This window comes from Janthinobacterium sp. GMG2 (genome assembly GCF_033949445.1).
Lineage (GTDB): Bacteria > Pseudomonadota > Gammaproteobacteria > Burkholderiales > Burkholderiaceae_D > Janthinobacterium > Janthinobacterium aestuarii.
Genome location: NZ_JAXAWA010000001.1, coordinates 1,164,371 through 1,186,281, shown reverse-complemented (window position 1 = coordinate 1,186,281; position 21,911 = coordinate 1,164,371). Strand labels below are relative to the sequence as shown.

Here is a 21,911-nt window from a genome sequence, read left to right as displayed (position 1 = left end):
AAGGACGCGCATGAACCCCAGCACCGAGACGGCCACCGATACCCAAGGCAACGAGGACATGCCCCAGGCATCAGCAACGGCCGTGACGGCGCCAGCGCCCCTCAAGCTCGACAAGGAAGAGATACCGACGGTGCTGGGCAAGCTGCGCACCCTGGTGCAGGACAAGACGCGTTTCGAACCGCACGACATCACGCCGCTGGACGAAGAAGACGTGCTGCAGGAGTTTTCGCTGCAAGCGAACTACGCGCTCGAGGCGCGCTTCGAGCAGCGCGTCATCAATGGCTATTTCACGCCAGCGGGCAATGACTGCCGCTGTGGCTCCCACGAGGTGGGAGCGCTCGCTCACGCGCAGGAGAAGGAACGGCTGCGCCGCGCGGCGAGCAGGCTCGACAATGCCTTGCGCCAGGCGGGCCAGGCCTACAACGGCGTCGAGGCGGGCGTCTACCTGCCGCACGCCGTCAAGTACTGGCACCTCGATACCTGCAACAACTGCACCGGCAGCGGCCGCATCAACTGCCACACCTGCTACGGCGCGACGACGGAAACATGCTGGAACTGCCACGGCGGGCGCACCGTCAGCTGCGACGCGTATGGCTGCTACGGCAGCGGCAAGGTGTCGTGCTCGTATTGCAGCGGCAGCGGCACGGTCTCCGAACAAGTCACCGACTACATCACGGTGCAAGTGCCCACTACCACCTACAGCAACGGCAGCTCGCACACCAGCTACCACAGCGAGACGCGGCCCCAATACCGCACCGAGTACCGCTCTTGCTACCATTGCAGCTACGGCAAGGTCAGCTGTAACACTTGCCACGGTTCCGGCAACATCAATTGCGGCACCTGCCGCGCCAGCGGCAAGGTCACGTGCCGCACCTGCAGCGGCGTGGGCGACTTGCGCTGCAACCCGTGCGGCGGTTCCGGCAAGGTGGGCAAGGCGGCCTGGGTCGACGTGCATGTGACGCCCGGCTACAGCGTCAGCCTGCCCAAGCAGGCGCCCGACGATGCGCGCCGCATCCGCGACAAGGAGAGCGTGCACTCACTGGCAGCCATTGCCAGCAGCCTGGCCCTGGCGAAAGTGAGCATTTACAATGAAGACCAGCCGCAGGAAGTCGACGCCCTGTATGCGGCCAAGCTGCGCATCGTGCGCCTCGATGCATCGTGCAACGCGGAAAAGCACCACCTGGTCGCATACGGTACGGACTTGCGCTGGCTGACCCTGGACGACATCGTGGAAAAGCTGCTGCGCGGCGACCTCAAGGCGCTCAGCGACGCGCTGGCCGGCAGCGCCGACGACGGCCTGTTCTCGGCCCACGTGCAAGGTTTGCTGACGCCGCTGCGCGACGTGGCCGCCTCGGAACTGAACTCGGACGTGATCGAGTCCGTCCTCAGCGGCGACGCGGATCACGCGCACGTCGATGTCGTCTCCGCCGACTATGCCAACAATGTACGTACCTGCGTGCTCGGCGCCCTGCGCCAGGTCTACACGCGGCTGGCCAAACAATTCTGGTGGAAAAGCGCGCTGGCCGCGCTGGCCGCCGCCATCGCCACCTGGTTCTTCGCCGGGCGCGGTGCGGCCGCCGTCGCAGGCTTGCTCGTCACGGGCGCCGGCTACTGGCTGTTCAACCGCAAGGTGAAAGCCGTGCTGAGCGAAGCGCTGGGCGGCGAGCGGCAAGCCGAACGGGCCATGGGCATCGCCGGCAAGGGCCGCCGCAACCAGCTGGCGCAAGTGCTGATCCTCGCGCCCGCGAGCGTGGCCGTGCTGGCCGCCAGCTATGGCTTGCCCGTGCGTGTGCGCCCGGCGGCTCCACCGCCGCAAACGGCCATCGCGTCGGCGCCCATCGCGCCCCATGCGCCAGCCGTTGTGCCGGCAGATGCGAGCAGCGCCAAGGCCGTCAAGCTGTACGAAAATGGCGACAAGGTGCAGGCGCTGGCCATGCTGGAAAGCCTGGTCGGCAAGGGCGACGCCGGCGCGTATGGCCTGTATGGCTGGATGCTGCTGATGGGCGAAGGCAAGCCGGGCCCCATCACGGCGCCAACGGCGCAGCAGCGCGAAGCGCGCCAGGTGGCCGCCAAGCCCCTGATCGGCAAGGGCCTCGTGAAAAACGACAGCTATGCGCTGGCGGCGAAAGGCGTGATGCTGGCCGAAGGCTGGCAGGAACCGCGCAACATGGCGCGCGGCCTCGACTTGCTGAAACAGGCCGCGAACAAGGGCAATGTGCAAGCCATGCACTTATTGGGCCTGTACCACGTGCGCGGCTACCAGATTCCCGTCAACCACAAGGAAGCGCGCAAATGGTTCACCCTCGCCGCCGACAAGGGCAGCGCGGGCGACATCTACAATCTGGGACTGATGGACTGGGAAGGAGCGGGACTGAAACGCCCCGACCGCGCCAGCGCCATGCAGCGCTGGAAGATCGCGGCCGCCATGGGCGAGGAGCGCGCAATCAAGGCGGTGGCGCAGGGAAAACCTTAAGCGGCTGCCGCCAGCGCCTGCAGCGCCATCGGGTTCGGCGTCGGCTCGGCGATTTTCGTCAGCAGGTTGCGGTCCGTGTGGTGGAACGGTTCGTCCTTGCCGCGGATGAGCATGACCGTGTCCTCGTCGTAGCCCCACGTGCCATCGGGGTGGATATCGACCTTGATCCGATATTCGACGGTGGTGAACGCATGTTCGAGGAAGGGGTTCGAGCAGATGCCGTACGCCGTCGAATCGCGCTTGGCCACCAGTTCGAAACTGGTGGCGTCCGCCGTCGCCGTGCCGGACGCCATGGCGATCTGGCCACGCGGAATGGCCAGGGTCTGGATCACGGCGCCCGTGGCCGGCTCCCACAGCCAGTAGCCCACCTGCTCATGGTACGTTTTGACTTGATCCGGCTTGGTGATGTGGATGTAGTAGCGCAAGCCGTAGAACAGTTGCGGGCCATTGGTGACGGGGTCGATCGGCTGCAGTTCGATGCGCTCGACGAAGGCCTGCTTGCGCGGGCCGTCCGCTTTCGGCTTGACGTCCAGGCCGCGCGTGCCCGTCCAGATGCCGGCCATGCCCGTCAAGGGGCCCAGGTTGTTCAGGGTATGCACGTCGGCGGACGGCTCGGTGTAGATATCTTCGGGAAAATCGCTCATGCGGAAGTCTTCAAAATGGGGCAACAGTGCTTGCCGCCATTGTAAGACGCAGGGCACTCTCAGGGAAAGAGCGCGATGTGGCGTTCGATGAACAGCAGAGCGGCGGCTGCCAGCGCGGGGCGCTGCGCTTCGAACACCGTTTCGTCGCGCGCCTGCAGCAGATTGGCCGCCACCTCGGGCAGGTCCAGTGCGCCGGCGATGATCGCCGCCACCGCGTCGATATTCGCGTACAGGGCGCTGTCGTAGCCTTCCCAGTCCACATAGGCCAGCCATTCGGCCAGCATCACCATGCCGGCGACGGACGGCGCCAGGGACGCGATGCGCTCCGCGCGCAGCACGCTGTCGCTGCCGATGCCTTCCTGCTGCAGCACGGCCAGCGCCACGTGCTGCAGCGCGTCTTCCGGATCGCGCCGGTACTTGTTCAGCAGACGCTGCGTCAGCGTATAACGTTCGGCGTCGATGCCGCGCAAGGCGGCCGCCACGTCGTCATCATGCAGCGCCAGGTGGCGGGCCGCGCAAGCGACATCCACGCCGGCTTTCGCGGCGACGATATCGGTGAGCTGCTGCCGGCGCGCGTCCTCCATGCTTACACCAGCGGCTCGGTCGAACCGGTCAGGGTAAAGATTTCAAAGCCCGTTTCCGTCACGGCCAGCGAGTGCTCGAACTGCGCCGACAGCGAGCGGTCCTTCGTCACCGTCGTCCATTTGTCGGGCAAGACCTTGACCTGGTAGCTGCCCACGTTGAGCATCGGTTCGATCGTGAAGATCATGCCCGGTTCCAGCACGATGCCCGTGCCGGCGCGGCCGTAATGCAGCACTTGCGGCGTGTCATGGAAGACCTGGCCCACGCCATGGCCGCAGAAGTCGCGCACGGAGGAAAAGCCCTGCGCCTTGGCTACCGCTTCGATGGCGGCGCCCACGTCGCCGAGGGTCGCTCCGGGACGCACGGTGTGGATGCCTGCCATCATGGCGTCATACGCCGTGTTGACGAGGCGGTTGGCCAGGATGGAGACGGCGCCCACCTTGAAGGTGCGGCTGGTGTCGCCGAACCAGCCGTTGAACTTCGGCGTCACGTCGATGTTGAGGATGTCGCCCACTTTGAGGATCTTGGTCTCGGACGGGATGCCGTGCGTGACCACGTTATTGACGGAGATGCAGCTGGCGTGCTTGTAGCCGTGGTAGTCGATGGTGCCGGGGATGGCGCCGGCCGCGCGCATGAATTCTTCGCACAGGGCGTCGAGTTTGGCCGTCGAGACGCCCGGTTTGACGAAAGGCGCGATGTAGTCGAGCGTGTCGGCGGCGATGCGGCCGGCCGCGCGCATGCCGATGAAACCTTCTTCGTCGTGCAGCGGGATTTTCTTGCCGTGTTCAAGCTGGGTGGAATAGCGCATGGGGATTCTTTTCTTTGTTAGTGTGAGGTGGTATGGGCGGCCCAGCCGCGCACGGCGTCGTGCGAGGCGCGCAGCATGGCGTCGACGCTGGCCGGTATCGGCCGCTCCTGGGTCAGGTAAGGTTTGACGACGGCCACGGGCGCATCGATCAGCACGAATTTGAGCAGCATGTGATCGAGGTCAAGCTCCGCGGTGGCGGGCATGGCTTCGGCACAGCGGACAAAGCAGGCGTCGAGCGCGGCCTGCTCCTCTTCCACGGCGGCCAGCAATTCCTCGCTGAGGCCACTGTTGAAATCGGGGCTATCCGCGCATTGCAGCAGGAAGCGCGCATATACGGGCTTGCGCCGGCACCAGTCCAGCAAGCCATGCACGCCGGCCCAGGTGTCGCCGCCGAGCCAGCGGCTGGCCACTTCCTCGCGGAAGTCGCTTTTTACGCGCAGCCACGCGCGCGCCAGGATGGCGTTGCGCGAATCGAAGCGGTGATACACGGAGCCGATGGGCGCACCGGCCTTGACGGCGATGGCGGCCATCGAGACGGCGCCCACGCCGCACTGGGCGGCGACGGCGATTGCGCTGTCGATGAAGTTGTTTTCGTTGAATTTAGCAAGTCTGACCATTCAAATAGAATACAGATTCTATTTGAATTCGTCAAGCACCCAACCATGGACCCACACGAGCGGCAACACGACTGGCCCTGCTGCCTTACAATGGTATGCACGAACCGCCACAAGGAGAATCCGCTTGCTTACGCCCCCCTTCATCGCCTCCTCCCGCTTCGACGATCCACGCCTGGCGCTGGAACAGGTGCAAGCCATCTACCGCAGCAGCATCGAACACTTGCGCGATGCGCTGCAGCGCTTTGTCGCTGGCGAAGACATGCACGAACGTGTGCGTGCCTGCTACCCCTTCGTGCGTATCCAGACGGACACCGTGGCGCGCGCCGACTCGCCGCTGGCCTACGGTTTTGTCGCCGGCCCCGGTGTGTTTGAAACCACCTTGACGCGCCCCGACCTGTTCGGCGATTACTACCTGGACCAGTTCACCCTGCTGCTGAAAAACCATAACAGCGGCCAGAAAGTGCACCTGGAAGTGGGCGTGAGCGCCCAGCCCATCCCCGTGCATTTCTCGTTCGCCGAGCATGACCATATCGAAGGCAATATGGATGCGGGCCGCCGCTTGGCCATGCGCGACCTGTTCGACCTGCCCGACCTGTCGGCCATGGACGACGGCATCGCCAACGGCACGCACGAACCGGCGCATGGCGAAGCGCAGCCGCTGTCGCTGTTCACGGGACCGCGCGTCGATTATTCGCTGCAGCGCTTGCGCCATTACAGCGGCACGTCGCCGCAGCACTTCCAGAACTTCGTCCTGTTCACCAATTACCAGTTCTACATCGACGAATTCATCCGCCTGGGCCACGCCATGATGGACCGCGCGCCCGATGCGGCCGCGCCCTCGGACGACGACGGCTACATCGCCTTTGTCGAACCGGGCAACGTGGTCACGCGCCGGGTCGGCCAGACGGTCGAAAGCGAGGATGCGCTGGGCGCCGCGCCGCCGCGCCTGCCGCAGATGCCCGCCTACCATTTACTGCGCGCGGACGGCAGCGGCATCACCATGGTCAATATCGGTGTCGGTCCCGCCAATGCGAAGACCATCACCGACCACATCGCCGTGCTGCGCCCGCACGCCTGGCTGATGCTCGGTCATTGCGCCGGCTTGCGCACCACGCAAAGCCTGGGCGACTACGTGCTGGCGCATGCGTATGTACGCGAAGACCACGTGCTCGACGAAGACTTGCCGCTGTGGGTGCCGATCCCGCCGCTGGCGGAAATCCAGCAGGCGCTGCAAACGGCCGTGGCGGAAATCACCCAGCTGACGGGGCATGACCTGAAACACATCATGCGCACGGGAACCGTGGCCAGCACGGACAACCGCAACTGGGAATTGCTGCCGCAGCGCACGCCGGAGCGCCGTTTCAGCCAGAGCCGCGCCATCGCGCTGGACATGGAAAGCGCGACGATCGCCGCCAACGGCTTCCGTTTCCGCGTCCCCTACGGCACCCTGCTGTGCGTGAGCGACAAGCCGCTGCACGGCGAAATCAAGCTGCCCGGCATGGCCAATCACTTCTACCGCGAGCGCGTCGACCAGCATCTGCGCATCGGCATCCGTGCCGTGGAACTGCTGCGCCGCCAGGGCGTGGACAGGCTGCACAGCCGGAAATTGCGCAGCTTTGCGGAAGTGGCGTTTCAGTAACAAGCGCCTTTCCCAGCGCCAGCCGCCCCTGCCGGGCGGCTTTTTTTTGTCCTGCTGCCCGCCTTGTTCACCCCCGACATTGTCACAAAAAAACCACAGCTGTCTAGACAGGCGATCAGCAAAGACCAAACTTTCAATGATAATTGAACATAATTGCAAATTTAATTTATTTAACAATTGAAATTTAATACTTTCCTGCTTGCCACAAATAAAATTCATCCACCTTCATTCTGCCTCGTGCCATGCACCTGAACAAATACCCGGCAGTTCTTGACAGTCAAGATCAAAAAATGGTCTGATGAATTGCAAATTTAAAATACTAAATTTGTAAACATAGTCATTTTGAAAATACTTTCAAATAGCTACATAAAACCCTAAGGAAACTAAAGTTTCCTAGTTGGAGGATGGACAATGATTGAAAAGAAATTGAGCAAATCCTTGCGCATGATGTTTGCCGGCACTTTGGTCATGAGCGCAGGTTTCATGCACCAGGCCGTCCAGGCGCAGGAAGCCAAGGCTGGCGAGGAAAAAGTGCAGCGTGTGGTCGTCACCGGTTCCGCCATCAAGCGCGTGGATGCCGAAACGGCCGCACCGGTGGAAATCTACAGCAAGAAAGATATCGAGCGCACGGGCGCCACCAGCGTCGCTGAACTGGTGCGCAACCTGGCTTCCATCGACATCAATGACCAGGGCGAACTGAGCGCCAGCTCGCCTTCCGGTTCCGGCACCACCAACATCAAGATGCGCGGCTTGAGCGAACGCAACGTGCTGATCCTGTTGAACGGCCGCCGCCTGCCGACCAATGCGCTGGCTGACGGTTCGGGCGCGGGCGCCGCGGTCGACGTCAACGCCATCCCGCTGAGCGCGCTGGAACGCATTGAAATCCTGAAGGACGGCGGTTCGGCCATTTATGGCGCCGATGCCGTTGCCGGCGTGATGAACTTCATCACCAAAAAGAATTACCAGGGCCTGGAAGCGAAAACCAGCTACGGCCAAAGCTCGCGCTCGGACGCAAAGGAAAAGACGGCCAACCTCGTGTACGGTTTTGGCGACTATGACACCCAGGGCTTCAACGTGCTGGCTACGGTCGACATCTTCAAGCGCGATCCGATCTACCGCAAGGACCGCGACCTGACCCGTTCGGCCGACTTCCGCCGCTTTGGCGGCCCGGATGGCCGCAGTGGCTATCATCCTAGCGGCAATATCGTCGGCGGCGGCACCCTGGTGCCATGCCCACCTGACGATTTGAGCGACGGTTCCTGCCGTTTCGACGTCAACAAGACCTTGCTGACCTCGACCAACGGCGCCGACCGCGCCAGCGGCATGCTGATCGGCAGCCTGAAAATCAGCGACAGCATTCGCGCATTTGCGGAATTTACCTATTCCGAAAGCAAGGATGACTTCTCGTCCCAGCCTGCGCCAGGCAACTTCAAGGTCGGCAACCAGACCGTTGCCGGCCGCTTCATGCAAATGGGCCCGCGCCAGACCAACCGCAAGGGCACGATGACCCAGTTCTCGACGGGCCTGGAAGGCACGACGCGCGGCATCGACTGGGACGTCGCCATCGGCAAGGGCGTCAGCAAGGCTACCAACCGCGATTCGAACTACGCACACTACGACCTGTTCAACGAAGCGATCGAGAATGGCACGATCAACCCGACCCGCACCGACAACCCGCAGGCCGCCGTCGACAAGATCCGTCTCACGCCTACGCGCGCCGGCAAGTCGGAACTGACCTTCTTCAACGCCAAGGCATCGGCGCCGATCATGGACCTGGCAGGCGGCGCGATGGCTTACGCCGTCGGCGTGTCGTACAACAAGGAAACGCTGAGCGACCAGCCCGACCAGAACCAGATCGATGGCCTGGTCTTCGGCAGCATCCAGCAGGCTGCCGTCAAGGCGGACCGCAATTCCAAGGGCATCTTTGGCGAACTGTCGATTCCATTCCTGAAAAACGTCGAAGCGCAAGTGGCCGTGCGCTACGACGACATCTCGAATGTCGGCAGCAAAACCAGCCCGAAACTGGCCTTGCGCTATCAGCCCCTGAACAACCTGATGTTCCGTGGTTCGTATGCGGGCAGCTACTTGGCACCATCGCTGAAACAGATGTATGGCGGCGTCGATGCGGGCGCCTATACGACGAATGACAAGGAAATCTGCGATGCATTCCCTTCGATCGCCGGCAACTGCAAAAACTTCGCCTACTACCAGGTCTCCGGCTCCAACAAGGACTTGAAACCTGAAACGGGCAAGACCTACAACCTGGGCATGGTGTTCTCGCCAGTGAACTCGCTGACGGTCAGCATCGATTACTTCAAGATCGACAAGAAGAACGAGATCGGCACCCTGACGGAAACCAAGGCGATCGAGCGCGGCAATGTCGAAATCAAGAATGGCGACGCACGCATCCTGCTGAACAACCAGAATCTGGCCACCACCGAAGTGCGCGGTTTCGATACGGACCTGCGCTACACCTCGCCGCAAACGATGTTCGGCAAATTCACGATCCGCAATGCGTCCACCATCTACACCCGCATGGAAACGCAGGATACGGAAACCGATCCGGTGCAAAGCACGCTGAAGACGTTCATGAATCCGAAGTACCGCAACACGTTCACTGCCAGCCTGGAAAAGGACAATATGTCCGGCTCCCTGGTCATCCGTACGACGGGCGACATGATCGACTCGGACTTGCGCCGCGACGAAATCAAGCCGGGCACCCGCACGATTCCTTCGCACACGGAAGTGGATCTGACGGGCCAGTACGTGGCGATGCAAAACCTGACCTTCACGGCCGGCATCAAGAACCTGTTCGACAAGATGCCACCGTTTAGCGCGATGGGCGCCGGCAACCAGTACGGCACTCTGGGCTTTGCCCAGCTGTACAACGTGCGCGGCCGTTACTTCTACATCGGCGCAGGCTACAAGTTCATGTAATGCAGCGCCATCCCGGCGGCCTGAAATGGTTGCCGGTGCTACCCATGAAAGCCGCACTCCTGTGCGGCTTTTTCATGCCCGGCAGACGAAAAAAAACCGCTGCAGGCAGCGGTTTTCAGGCAAGTCCAACGCTTACAGGAAACGATCGAGTATCTTGCGCGTCGTCTTGTCGATATTGAACATGTCGCGTATCAGAAAGTGGATGCCGTGGTTATCGGCGATCAGCAGCGACGTGGCGCCGATGCGGCGGATGTCTTCCTCGCCTTTCAGCACGAATTGCGTCTCGCCCCGGTCCGTGTCGACATACCAGGTACATGGCGTGGCAAAGCTGCTCACGCTTTTCACGCGCGCGATCTCGGGCATGAATTCGCGCCCTTCCAGCTCTTCCTGCAGCAGGCTGCGCGCCGGCTCCGGCAAGGCGTCGATATGGTCGATCCACGCCACTTCCTTGCCATTGCCCAGCACCAGCGAAATGCCTTCATCGGGCGACTGGATGGGAAAGGCGCGCACGGGCGCCACGCCTTCAAAGACCTGGCCATCCGCATCCGTCATCACCAGCTTGCCGAAGGTGTCGCGGCTTAATGTAAAAGTTGTACTGGCCATGCTTATTCCTTGTCGTCGAGCGCGAGTTCGTTGTTGCGCGCCTGTGCTTCGTAGAGGCGGAAATAGGCGCCCTCTTTCGCCATCAGTTCATCGTGACTGCCCACTTCGACGACCTGGCCGCGGTCCAGCACCACCAGGCGGTCGGCGCGGTGCAAGGTCGACAGCCTGTGCGCGATGGCGATCGTCGTGCGGCCCTGCACCAGGTTATCCAGCGCCTTCTGGATTTCCTTCTCTGTTTCCGAGTCGACCGACGATGTCGCTTCATCCATGATCAGGATGCGCGGGTCGATCAGCAGGGCGCGGGCGATCGAGATGCGCTGGCGTTCGCCGCCGGACAAGCCCTGGCCACGCTCGCCCACCATCGAATCGTAGCCTTGCGGCAGGCGCAGGATGAATTCGTGCGCATGCGCGGCGCGCGCGGCGGCGATGATGTCCTGGCGCGTCGCGTGCGGCTTGCCGTAGGCGATGTTTTCCGCGATGGTACCGAAGAACAGGAACGGCTCCTGCAGCACCAGGCCGATATTGCGCCGGTAGTCGGACACGGCGAACGAGCGGATGTCGACGCCGTCGAGCAGGATCGCGCCTTCCGACACGTCGTAGAAACGGCAGATCAGGTTGACCAGGGTGCTCTTGCCCGAACCGCTGTGGCCCACGAGGCCGATCATCTCGCCCGCCTTGATGTTCAGGGTGATGCCGCGGTTGACGGCCCGGTTGCCATAGCGGAAACCGACTTCGCGCAGGTCGATCCTGCCTTCGATCTTGTCCAGTTTCACGGGCTGAGCCGGTTCCGGCACGCTCGACACGTGGTCGAGGATGTCGAAGATTCGCTTGGCGGCCGACGCCGATTTCTGCGTCACGGAGACGATGCGGCTCATCGAGTCAAGACGGCCATAGAAGCGCGTGCTGTAGGCGATGAAGGCGGTCAGCACGCCGACGGTGATTTCGCCGCGCGACAGTTGCCAGATGCCGAAGCACCAGATGACCAATAAACCCATCTCCGTCAGGAAGGAAACGGTGGGCGAGAACAGCGACCAGACCTTGTTCAGTTTATCGTTGACGGCCAGGTTGTGCGCATTGGCGTCGCGGAAGCGGGCCGCTTCGCGTTTTTCCTGCGCAAACGCCTTCACGACGCGGATGCCGGGAATCGTATCGGCCAGCACGTTGGTCACTTCGCTCCACACGCGGTCGATCTTTTCAAAGCCCGTGCGCAAGCGGTCGCGCACCAGGTGGATCATCCAGGCGATGAAGGGCAATGGCGCCAGGGTCATGATGGCCAGCCATGGGTTCATCGACCACAGGATCACACCCGTCATGATGATCATCAGCACGTCGGAAGCGAAATCGAGCAAATGCAGCGACAGGAAGACGCAGATACGGTCGCTGCCGCTGCCGATGCGCGCCATCAGGTCGCCCGTGCGCTTGCCGCCAAAGAATTCCAGCGACAGTTTCATCAGGTGTTCATACGTGGCCGAGCGCAAGTCGGCGCCCATGCGTTCGGACACCAGGGCCAGCACATAGGTCTTGCCCCAGCCCAGCAGCCAGGCCAGCAGGGCCGAACCGAGCAAGCCGCTCATGTAATACACGACCAGCCATGGGTCGATATGCTTGCCGTTCTGATACGGGATCAGCACATTGTCCATCAGCGGCGCCGTCAGATACGGTGGAATCATGTGCGCGGCCGTACTCAGCAGCATCAGCATGAAGCCCAGGGCCAGCTGGCCACGGTAGGGATGGGCGAAGCGCCACAGGCGGAACAGGGTCCAGGTCGATGGCGGCGTATGCAGCACCTTGGCGCAGATCGGGCATTCTTCCTGTTCCGGCTCCAAAGGCGCCTTGCAGCTGGGGCAGACTTCCTGCTCCGCTTCCAGCACGGGCTGGCCCGTCAAATGGCTGTCGAGGCGCTCGACGAACTGTTCCAGCACGCGGATCGCATGCAGGTTCTGGCCCAGGGTAAAACGCCACGACGCCAGGCGGCCGTGGTCGTCGAACAGTTCCAGGTGGCCGACGCCAGCGTGGTCATGGTGCGTCAGGCGTAATCCGTGGCGGAAAGACCAACTTTTCCAGGTGGTATCGCCCGGCGAACGGGCCAGCAAACGCTTCTCAGTGACAACTATTATGCCTTTTGTGAAACGTAATCGCGCATCGAGGTCAACCTCAACGCTACTTAAAACGTTCTCCCCTGGAGAAAGGTTGCTCTCCACTTCCGCCAGCCAGTGTTCCGGCAGCGATGTGAGGGGAATAGTTGTTGCAGGAACACTCAGTTCAGTTGTCATCGTAAAGCATACTCCGGCTCGAGGCCAAGCCCTTCAGGGCGGGATTTGGGGGATGGGGCAGACGCCCGATCAATGTTTGTGTACTGCGCGATGGCGAGGTGGATGCACCAGTGGCAATTTCCTGTATTGTATCGAATGGATGCCTGCCGGTAAGGAATGATGGCAAAACGGCGCAAAAAAATCAGCGTCCGTCGTACGGGAGCAAGTATACAACAGCCCGCTGTTGCGCAAATGCTCCAGCTTTAAGCAGAGTCGGTATCTTTATAACAAGTATGGCAACAATTAGTAACAATTAGAATGACAACACCAGCAGAATAAGGGCAGCAAACGCGACAAGAGGCCGCTAAAAGTGGCACACTGCGCATACCCGGGATAAAGAACCAAGCACGAGCCTGAAAAGACTCTGTAGAGCCAACATAAAGTATCTGGCGCCCAGACGCCTGGCTTGTTATCAAGAAACCACTTACATGATCAAGAAGAAGAACATCGAATTTGCCCGCGTCACCCACTTGCGCGGCCCGAACATCTGGACTTACCGCCCGGTGATTGAAGCCTGGGTCGACATCGGCGAACTGGAAGACTATCCATCCAATACCCTGCCGGGCCTGTACGAACGCCTGGTGGCGTGGCTGCCCGGCATGATCGAGCACCGCTGCGGCGTGGGCGAACGGGGCGGCTTTTTCGAGCGCCTGCGCGAAGGCACGTGGGCGGCCCACATCCTCGAGCACGTGGTGCTGGAGCTGCAAAACCTGGCAGGCATGCGCACGGGCTTCGGTCAGACGCGCTCGACCAGCCAGCGCGGCGTCTACAAGATGGCCTTCCGCACGCGCGAAGAGCACGTGGGCCGCGCCGCTTTGGCCGCCGCGCGCGAACTGCTGATGGCCGCCATCAACGATGAAGCCTACGACCTGGAAGCGGCGCTGGCGCCCCTGCGCGACATGGTCGACTCGCGCTGCCTGGGCCCGAGCACGGCCAGCATCGTCGATGCGGCCACCGAGCGCCGCATCCCTTCGCTGCGCCTGAACGACGGCAACCTGGTGCAACTGGGCCACGGCGCCGCGCAGCGCCGCATCTGGACGGCCGAAACGGACCGCACCAGCGCGATCGCCGAAGGCATCGCCAGCGACAAGGATCTGACCAAATTCCTGCTCAAATCGTGCGGCGTGCGCGTCCCTGAAGGCAGCCTGGTGCGCAGCGCCGAAGCGGCTTGGGAAGAAGCGCAGGACATCGGCGTGCCCGTCGTCGTCAAGCCGTATGACGGCAACCATGGCCGCGGCGTCTCGCTGAACCTGATGACGGAAAGCGACGTGAAGGCCGCCTACGAGCTGGCCGCGCGCAAGGGCGACAGCTCGGCCGTGCTGGTGGAAAGCTTCATCACGGGCGACGAACACCGTCTGCTCGTCGTCGGCAACAAGCTGATCGCGGCCGCCAAGGGCGAATCGCTGTGGGTCGACGGCGACGGCGTCTCCACCGTGCTGGAACTGGTCAACACGCAGATCAATACCGACCCGCGCCGCGGCGAAGGCGAAGATTTCCCATTGGGCACCGTCAAGCCGCACGAGTCGGGCGAAATCGTGCTGGAACTGCAGCGCCAGGGCATGACCGCCCTGTCCGTGCCGCAGGCCGGCCAAAAAGTGCTGATCCAGCCGAACGGCAACGTGGCCATCGACGTCACGGATGACGTGCACCCGTCCGTCGTGCATGCGGCCCTGCTGGCCGCGCGCGTGGTCGGCCTCGATATCGCCGGCATCGACCTGGTCACCACCGACATCACGCGTCCGCTGGAAGAACAGCGCGGCGCCATCATCGAAGTCAATGCCAGCCCTGGCTTGCTGGCGCACATCAAGCCGGGCGTGGGCCAGCCCCGCCCTGTCGGCGCGGCCATCGTCGACCACCTGTTCGCGCCCGAGGAAACGGGCCGCATTCCGCTGATCGGCGTGACGGGCACGCGCGGCGCCAGCCTGATCGTGCGCATGCTGTGCAAGCTGCTCAACCTGTCGGGCCTGCACACGGGCGCCGTCTGCAGCGAAGGCATGTACCTGGACCAGCGCCGTGTCGTCAGCAGCGATTGCGTGAACTGGGACGCGGGCCAGCGCCTGCTGCTCAACCGCACCGTGCAGACGGCCCTGTTCGAGAGCAATCCGCGCATGATCCTGGCCGAAGGCCTGGCCTACGACAAATGTCAGATCGGCGTCGTCACGGACATGGGCAGCCTCGATAGCGTCAAGGATTTCGACGTGCTGGACGAAGCGGGCCTGTACAAGGCCGTGCGCAGCCAGGTCGACGTGGTGGTGCCGACGGGCGTCGCCGTGCTCAACGCCGCCAACGCGCACGTGCTGGAACTGGCCGAACTGTGCGACGGCACGGTCACCCTGTATGCGCAGGATGGCGGCTTGCCAGCCATCGCGGCGCAACTGGCCGCCGGCCAGCGCGCCGTGTTCGTGCGCGGCAACCACATCGTGCTGGCCGAAGGCGGCATCGAAACGGTCCTGCTGTGCCTGGACCTGCTGAAACCGGCCACGGCCGGCAATGTCGACAGCGTGCTGGCCGTCGCCGCCGCCGCCTGGGCCCTGAACCTGCCAGTCGACCTGATTTGCGCAGGATTGCGCACGTTTGACGCGGCCCCTGGCTGCATCGGCAACTAATCGGCAACTAAGGCAAAGCAGCACTCAAGCCCGGCCAGGAAGGCCGGGCCCACAAGAACACAACAGGATTACGGTTTAATTATGGAAGTATCTCGCGTACGGGCCTTGCGGGGCCCTAACCTCTGGAGCCACGACACCGCCGTGGAAGCCATTGTTTCCTGCACCACGCAGGAACTCGACATCGCCCAGCTGCCCGGCTTCGAAGCCCGCCTGCGCGCCCTCTTCCCGCAACTGAGCCCGCTGCAACCGCTGGGCAACTACAACGCCGCGCCGATGGCGCAGGTGCTGGAACTGGCGGCGCTGGGCCTGCAGGCGCAAGCCGGCTGCCCCGTCACCTTCAGCCGCACCACGCCGACACTGGAAACGGGCATCTTCCAGGTCGTCGTCGAATATTCGGAAGAAGCCGTCGGCCGCCTGGCCCTGGAACTGGCGCAGCAGCTGTGCCAGGCCGCGCTCGACGATGCGCCATTCGACCTGGCCGGCGCCCTGCACCAGTTGCAGGAACTCGATGAGGACGTGCGCCTCGGTCCATCGACGGGCGCCATCGTCAACGCCGCCGTGGCGCGCAACATCCCGTTCCGCCGCCTGACCGAAGGCAGCCTGGTGACGTTCGGCTGGGGCAGCAAGCAGCGCAAGATCCAGGCCGCCGAAATGGACGGCACCAGCGCCATCGCAGAAGCCATCGCGCAAGACAAGGAACTGACCAAGAAGCTGCTGGACTCGGCCGGCGTGCCCGTGCCGCAAGGCCGCGTCGCCGTCGATGCGGACGATGCCTGGGCCGCCGCCTGCGAGATCGGCCTGCCCGTCGTCGTGAAACCGAAGGATGGCAATCAGGGCAAGGGCGTGACCGTCAACGTCACCACGCGCGAACAGCTGACGGCCGGCTTCCTCGCGGCGCAGGAATTCCGCGACGATATCCTCGTCGAACGCTATCTGCCGGGCCACGATTTCCGCTTGCTCGTCATCGGCAACAAGATGGTGGCAGCGGCCCGCCGCGACCCGCCGCAAGTGGTGGGCGACGGCCAGCACACGGTGCGCGAACTGGTCGACCAGGTCAACCTGGACCCGCGCCGCGGCAGCGGCCACGCCACCTCGCTGACGAAGATCCGCTTCGACGACATCGCCCTGGCCAGCCTGGCCAAGCAGGGCTATGTGGCCGACTCCATTCCACCGGTCGGCCAGCGCGTCATCCTGCGCAATAACGCCAACCTGTCGACGGGCGGCTCGGCCACCGACGTCACCGTCGACGTGCACCCGGAGGTGGCGGCGCGCGCCGTCGCGGCCGCGCACATGGTGGGCCTCGATATCTGCGGCGTGGACGTGGTCTCCGACAGCATTCTGAAACCGCTGGAAGAGCAGAACGCCGGCATCGTCGAAGTGAATGCCGCGCCGGGCCTGCGCATGCATTTGGCGCCATCGTTCGGCAAGCCGCGCCCCGTCGGCGAAGCCATCATCGCCGCCATGTTCGCCGAGGGCGACGATGGCCGCATTCCCGTCGTTGCCGTCACCGGCACCAACGGCAAGACCACCACCGTGCGCCTGATCGCCCACCTGCTGACGGCTTCCGGCCTGCGCACGGGCATGACCAATACCGATGGCGTGTACATCGAAGGACGCCAGATCGACAGCGGCGACTGCAGCGGCCCGCGCAGCGCGCGCAACGTGCTGCTGCATCCGGACGTGGACGCGGCCGTGTTTGAAACGGCGCGCGGCGGCATGCTGCGCGAAGGCCTGGCCTTCGACCGCTGCCAGGTTGCCGTGGTGACCAACATCGGCGCGGGCGACCACCTGGGCCTGAACTACATCACCACCGTGGAAGACCTCGCGGTCCTGAAGCGCGTGATCGTGCAGAACGTGGCCGACAGTGGCGTGGCCGTGTTGAACGCCACCGATCCGGCCGTGGCCCGCATGGCCAAGAATTGCAGCGGCACGGTGACCTTCTTCGCCGCCGACAAGACCCATCCTGTGATGGCCACGCACCGCGCGCAGGGCAACCGCGTCGTGTACGTGGAAGACGGCAAGCTGGTCGCGGCGCAAGGCAAGGAGCGCCACGAAATCGCCCTGTCGCAGGTACCGATCACGCGCAACGGCGCCATCGGCTTCCAGGTCGACAACGTCATGGCGTCGCTGGCCGCCGCCTGGGCCGTGGGCCTGGACTGGAAAACCATCGCGCTGGGTTTGAAAACCTTTGCCAATGAAGCCGACAATGCGCCAGGCCGCTTCAACGTGTTCGATTACAAGGGCGCCACCCTGATCGCCGACTACGGCCACAATCCGGACGCCATTCTGGCGCTGGTGCAGGCAGTGGAAAGCATGCCGGCCAAGCGCCGCTCGGTGGTCATCAGCGGCGCCGGCGACCGCCGCGACGAAGACATCCGCCAGCAGACGGAAATCCTCGGCGCCGCCTTCGACGACGTGCTGCTGTACCAGGATCAATGCCAGCGCGGCCGCGCCGACGGCGAAGTCGTGGCATTGCTGCGCCAGGGCTTGAACGGCGCCAAGCGCACCAGCCATATCGATGAAATCAACGGCGAATTCGTCGCCATCGACAAGGCCCTGGCGCGCCTCGGCGAAGGCGATCTGTGCCTGATCCTGATCGACCAGGTGGAAGAAGCACTGGCGCACATCGCCAAGCGCGTCGCCGAAGCCTAAGCGCAGCCTGACGGCATACGAGGGCGGCCTGCGGGCCGCCCTTTTTCATCCCTGCGCCTCAGTCGGCGCCAGCTTTCTCGATAGCCTGCGCGGCCAGCGCGCCGGCCCGCATCTCGCTGGCAAACAGCGTCGCCGCATGCGCGATGGCGCGGGTGGCACGCGCGAGGAAATGCGTCCAGTGCTGCTGCTCGAGCAGCAGCATCTCGATGCAGAACCATACCTGACCGCGCTGCACATGGCCTTTCACCAGCTTGATGCGGCGGTTGACTTCATCGAGCGCGGCACGCACGCGCAGCAACTCTTCCGGCGTATCGGTGGTCCACACATTCGGCAACAGCAGTTTCCCAAATTGCGCGTCATCGGCGTCAAAGCACAGGACATAGCCCATGCCTTCGAAACGGAAGACGATATCGCCATCGCTGTCGATCTGCGCCTGATATCCGTCCGCTTGCAAGTGCCGCAGCAACGGTTCGGTGATAGTGGATGCCAACATGGTGCTTCCTTTCATTGAGTGGGATGGCGACGCCCCATCTGGTGCCGCTGCATCGCTACCTCAACGCCGCCACCGGCAAAAAATACAAAACTATTTTCGCCACGTGTGGAGAGCGGGCAAGGCCGGCAGGTGCATGAATGCGGCAGGGATACCGGAATTGATATGGACATCGCAAAAGAAGTCATTTGTGGCGCAAAGTCATTCGCCCCTACCATGCTTCCTGAGCCAGTTCCAGCTCTGGCGGCGACTGCCGCAGCGTTCTCAACATAACTAAAATACAGGTGGAGACAAGATGATGCAATTGATGGCAACGGGCACCCGCACGCCCCGACAAAATACACGCTTGACCTTGAAGGCGACGGTGGCCGCCCTGGCCGGCGCAGGCCTGCTGAGCAGCGCCTCCGTCTGGGCGCAGCAGGCGCCCGCCGTGGAAACACCAGCGGCAGAAGCGGCACCGGCAGCAGCGCCAGCCGACAATGGCGGCATCGCCGTCGTCGCCGTTACGGGCGTGCGCAGGGCGGCGCAAAGCGCGCAGACGATCAAGAAAAACAGCGACCAGGTGGTCGACTCCATCGTCGCCGATGAAATCGGCAAATTCCCCGACAAGAACGTGGCTGAAATCCTCGGCCGCGTGACGGGCGTGCAGGTCCGCCGCGAAGGCGGCGAAGCCGGTACCGTCATCATCCGCGGCTTGCCTGGCGTGGTGACCCTGCTCAACGGCCGCGAAATGTTCACCTCCGTGGGCCGCAGCCTGTACCTGGCCGATATTCCGACGGCCATGCTGCAGCGCGTGGACGTCTATAAATCGCAGGGCGCCGACATGGTCGAAGGCGGCACGGCCGGCGTGATCGACGTGCGCACCAACCGCCCGTTCGACTTCAAGGGTTTTACGGCATCGGGCAACGTGCGCGCCGAACACCGCGACAAGTCCGGCTCGACGGACCCGAACGTCAGCGGCATGGTCTCGAACCGCTGGAAGACCCAATACGGCGAATTCGGCGCCCTGCTCGGCCTGTCCTACCAGCGCGGCAGATACTATGACGAGACGATCTGGAACGCCGAACCCGTCAAGCGCCCGGAAGCGGGCAACATCACGGGCCCCGATTCCGTCGGCATGATCCCGACCGTGGGCGACCGCAAGCGCTACGCGGCCAACGCCGCCTTCCAGTGGCGCCCGAACTCGCAGGTGGAAGTGTATGCGGAAGGCATGTCGACCCTGATCAAGCACGCTTTCGACAGCCAGTTCTTCGTCGGTTCGCTGCCATGGGGCCAGAACCCGGACATCACCCTGATCCCCGGCACCAATCAGGCGGCCACGGTGGGCAAGATCGACGGCCCATGGTCGCCGTTCACGCTGGGCTCGACCCAGGCGCGGCGCGACCGCTCGATCGGATCGCAAGGCGCCATCGGCGCGCGCTGGGACATCACGCCGCAACTGCGCGCCACGACGGAACTGGCGCGCACGGTCAGCAACTTCGAGCGCGAATTCCCCATCCTCGACTTCCTCGCCCATCCGACCAGCGTGATCGGCAGCACGAACGTGAACGGCGGAGCGCAGATCAGCTACCCCGGCTACAACATGATGGACCCGAAGAACTATACGCTGCTCGGCTTCTACGACAATCACAGCCACGACGAAGGCAGCTCGACCGACTGGCGCGGCGACGTCACCTACGACATGGACAGCACGGGCTTCTTCCGCGAATTTTCGGGCGGCGTGCGCCTGGCCAAGCGCAAGGCCGAATCGATCCGCGAAAAAAATGGCCAGGGCGGGCTGGCGTCGGTCATGACTGCGGACGCGATCCCCGGCCTGGCGTGCGCCTCGCACGACAACACGGGCAACTTCGGCCTGCAAAGCTGGCTCACGCCGTGCCGCGACTTCATGCTCAACAACACGTCCGCGCTGCGCCAGTTGTTTACGGGCAGCAGCGAACGCAGCCCCGACGATCCGATGACCCACTACAAGGATGTGGAAAAAACCAATGCCGTCTACGGCAAGGCGCGCATCGGCTTTGACCTGGCGCAGGTACCGGTCGACGGCACCTTGGGCGTGCGCGTGGTGCAGACCAAGCAGGACTTGCAAGGCAATTCCTCGCAAAACGGCATCATCACGCCCGTGCGCGTAAAAACCTCGGATACGGACGTGCTGCCCAGCATGACCTTGAAAGCCATGCTGCGCCAGGACCTGGTCGCCCGCCTGACGGCCGGCAAGGCCGTGCAGCGCCCGAACTTCGCCGATTTCAACCCTGGCGTGAGCCTGGGCCAGAGCCTGGAGATGGTGCGCCCGACGGGCAGCGGCGGCAATCCCGACCTCAAACCCGTGGAAGGCAAGAACCTCGACGTGGCGCTGGAATGGTATTTCGCGCAGACGGGTTCCGTCACGGCCACCGTGTTCCGCCACAACTTCAAGAACTACATCCTGTCCGGTTCGGCCAAGGAAACGTATGGCGGCATCGAGTACGACATCACGCGTCCGCGCAACACGTCGAAGGGCCATCTGCAAGGCCTGGAAATGGCGTACCAGCAGTTCTACGACAAGCTGCCCGGCTGGATGAGCGGCCTGGGCCTGCAAGCGAACGCCACCTACATGACGGGCGAGCTGGAAGAATTGAATGGCAGCGTGCATCCGTTCACGGGCATGTCGAAGTGGTCGGCCAATATCGTCGGCCTGTACGAGCAAGGACCGTGGTCGGCGCGCCTGGCCTACAGCTGGCGCGACAAATACGTCGACGACTACAACTACCGCGGCAAGGGCATCCACCTGACCGTGGCGCCCACCAAGACCCTGGACGCGTCGGTGTCGTACAAGCTCAACCCGAACACCACGGTGACCCTGGACGCGAACAACCTGCTCGACTCGACCTATCGCGACTACCACGACACGCCGGATTATGTGCGCGACGTGCGGCGCTACGACAAGGTCGTAGGTTTATCAGTACGCTGGAGCTTGTGATGGACACCTGACCAAACCGGCTGCGCGGCGCGCTTTGCGGCCGGCGATGCTCACGGACTACAGTGCCGCTGCGCTTCTCGGCCACAAATCACTGCCGCTCGCGATGGTTTTGTCAGGCGTCGAAACGTCGTTGGAATACATGTCTTCTTCCTTGAGGAGTTTCAGCGCCAGCCGGTGACGGTTGGCGTTTTTTTTGCCTTGTGGAATCTATCCGATACAGGAATTGATTTAACGCAAAGTGGCGGCGCCGGGGCGCTTTTATGCTGGCAGTCTGACCATCGAACCCGGCGGGGACAGCATGCGCGATGCACGGCACGTCGACATACAGTTATTTCAACCCGACATCCCGGTGCGGCTCGACATGCGCACGGCGGCGCTGGTCGAACATGCGCTGGCCTTGCAGGAAATGGCCGGCACGGGCGCCGCCGCCCTGTTTTTGCACTGCCACGACGTGGCACTGCCCACCGCCTTGCGCGTGCTGACGACGGGACCGCACCGCAAACCGGCCGGGCCGCACCTGTTTGCCCGCCTGCGCCCGCGCACGGCCGCCCTGGCGCACAGCGCGCCGCTACCGGCCCGCTGACGAATCCTG

At 63.4% G+C, this 21,911-nt stretch carries 14 protein-coding genes; 7 read left to right on the top strand and 7 right to left on the bottom strand.

Annotated features, from left to right (window positions below):
* The first annotated feature begins 10 nt into the window (after positions 1–10).
* Positions 11–2,473, top strand: a complete 2,463-nt coding sequence (locus SKZ59_RS05295) for a hypothetical protein (RefSeq protein ID WP_319991011.1) — start codon at positions 11–13, stop codon at positions 2,471–2,473.
* Here the strand turns inward: SKZ59_RS05295 and SKZ59_RS05290 are convergent.
* The 4 genes from SKZ59_RS05290 to SKZ59_RS05275 are packed head-to-tail and all read right to left on the bottom strand — an operon-like array spanning position 2,470 to position 5,124.
* Positions 2,470–3,117 carry an FABP family protein gene (locus tag SKZ59_RS05290; protein WP_070303527.1) on the bottom strand — a complete coding sequence of 216 codons (648 nt, stop codon included), beginning with the start codon at positions 3,115–3,117 and terminating at the stop codon, positions 2,470–2,472. The genes SKZ59_RS05295 and SKZ59_RS05290 overlap by 4 nt on opposite strands.
* Positions 3,118–3,176: 59 nt before the next feature.
* On the bottom strand, positions 3,177–3,701 hold the full coding sequence (locus SKZ59_RS05285; protein ID WP_319991010.1) for a hypothetical protein: 525 nt from the start codon (positions 3,699–3,701) through the stop codon (positions 3,177–3,179).
* 2 nt (positions 3,702–3,703) lie between these two features.
* Positions 3,704–4,507 carry a type I methionyl aminopeptidase gene (gene map, locus SKZ59_RS05280; protein ID WP_051991081.1) on the bottom strand — a complete coding sequence of 268 codons (804 nt, stop codon included), beginning with the start codon at positions 4,505–4,507 and terminating at the stop codon, positions 3,704–3,706.
* Between the two features lie 17 nt (positions 4,508–4,524).
* Positions 4,525–5,124, bottom strand: coding sequence for a TetR/AcrR family transcriptional regulator (locus tag SKZ59_RS05275; protein ID WP_034750636.1), 600 nt, complete (start codon positions 5,122–5,124; stop codon positions 4,525–4,527).
* A 124-nt stretch (positions 5,125–5,248) separates the two neighbouring features.
* On the opposite strand from SKZ59_RS05275, the gene SKZ59_RS05270 reads away from it, so the two are divergent.
* Together SKZ59_RS05270 and SKZ59_RS05265 are read left to right on the top strand one after the other, a co-directional pair.
* The gene (locus SKZ59_RS05270) at positions 5,249–6,763 is read left to right on the top strand and encodes an AMP nucleosidase (RefSeq protein ID WP_034750639.1); all 1,515 of its coding nucleotides are present in this window, start codon (positions 5,249–5,251) and stop codon (positions 6,761–6,763) included.
* 411 nt (positions 6,764–7,174) lie between these two features.
* On the top strand, positions 7,175–9,700 hold the full coding sequence (locus SKZ59_RS05265) for a TonB-dependent receptor (protein WP_034750642.1): 2,526 nt from the start codon (positions 7,175–7,177) through the stop codon (positions 9,698–9,700).
* 132 nt (positions 9,701–9,832) lie between these two features.
* Here SKZ59_RS05265 and SKZ59_RS05260 read toward each other — a convergent pair whose 3' ends face one another.
* Both SKZ59_RS05260 and SKZ59_RS05255 read right to left on the bottom strand, forming a co-directional pair.
* Positions 9,833–10,303, bottom strand: a complete 471-nt coding sequence (locus SKZ59_RS05260) for a DUF1854 domain-containing protein (protein WP_319991009.1) — start codon at positions 10,301–10,303, stop codon at positions 9,833–9,835.
* A gap of 2 nt (positions 10,304–10,305) precedes the next feature.
* Positions 10,306–12,576: an ABC transporter ATP-binding protein gene (locus SKZ59_RS05255; RefSeq protein ID WP_080698525.1), complete on the bottom strand. Its 2,271-nt coding sequence runs from the start codon at positions 12,574–12,576 to the stop codon at positions 10,306–10,308.
* Positions 12,577–13,043: 467 nt separating this feature from the next.
* Between SKZ59_RS05255 and cphA (SKZ59_RS05250) the strand changes: the two genes are divergently transcribed.
* Both cphA (SKZ59_RS05250) and cphA (SKZ59_RS05245) read left to right on the top strand, forming a co-directional pair.
* Positions 13,044–15,221 (top strand): cyanophycin synthetase, encoded by a 2,178-nt coding sequence (gene cphA / locus SKZ59_RS05250; RefSeq protein WP_319991008.1) that lies wholly within the window; start codon positions 13,044–13,046, stop codon positions 15,219–15,221.
* Positions 15,222–15,302: 81 nt separating this feature from the next.
* Positions 15,303–17,873: a cyanophycin synthetase gene (gene cphA, locus SKZ59_RS05245; RefSeq protein ID WP_319991007.1), complete on the top strand. Its 2,571-nt coding sequence runs from the start codon at positions 15,303–15,305 to the stop codon at positions 17,871–17,873.
* Positions 17,874–17,931: 58 nt separating this feature from the next.
* On the opposite strand, the gene SKZ59_RS05240 is transcribed toward cphA (SKZ59_RS05245), so the two are convergent.
* The gene (locus SKZ59_RS05240; RefSeq protein WP_319991006.1) at positions 17,932–18,366 is read right to left on the bottom strand and encodes a hypothetical protein; all 435 of its coding nucleotides are present in this window, start codon (positions 18,364–18,366) and stop codon (positions 17,932–17,934) included.
* Positions 18,367–18,658: 292 nt separating this feature from the next.
* On the opposite strand from SKZ59_RS05240, the gene SKZ59_RS05235 reads away from it, so the two are divergent.
* Together SKZ59_RS05235 and SKZ59_RS05230 are read left to right on the top strand one after the other, a co-directional pair.
* Positions 18,659–21,319: a TonB-dependent receptor gene (locus tag SKZ59_RS05235; protein WP_319991005.1), complete on the top strand. Its 2,661-nt coding sequence runs from the start codon at positions 18,659–18,661 to the stop codon at positions 21,317–21,319.
* A 298-nt stretch (positions 21,320–21,617) separates the two neighbouring features.
* Positions 21,618–21,902, top strand: a complete 285-nt coding sequence (locus SKZ59_RS05230; protein ID WP_319991004.1) for a hypothetical protein — start codon at positions 21,618–21,620, stop codon at positions 21,900–21,902.
* Positions 21,903–21,911: the final 9 nt, after the last annotated feature.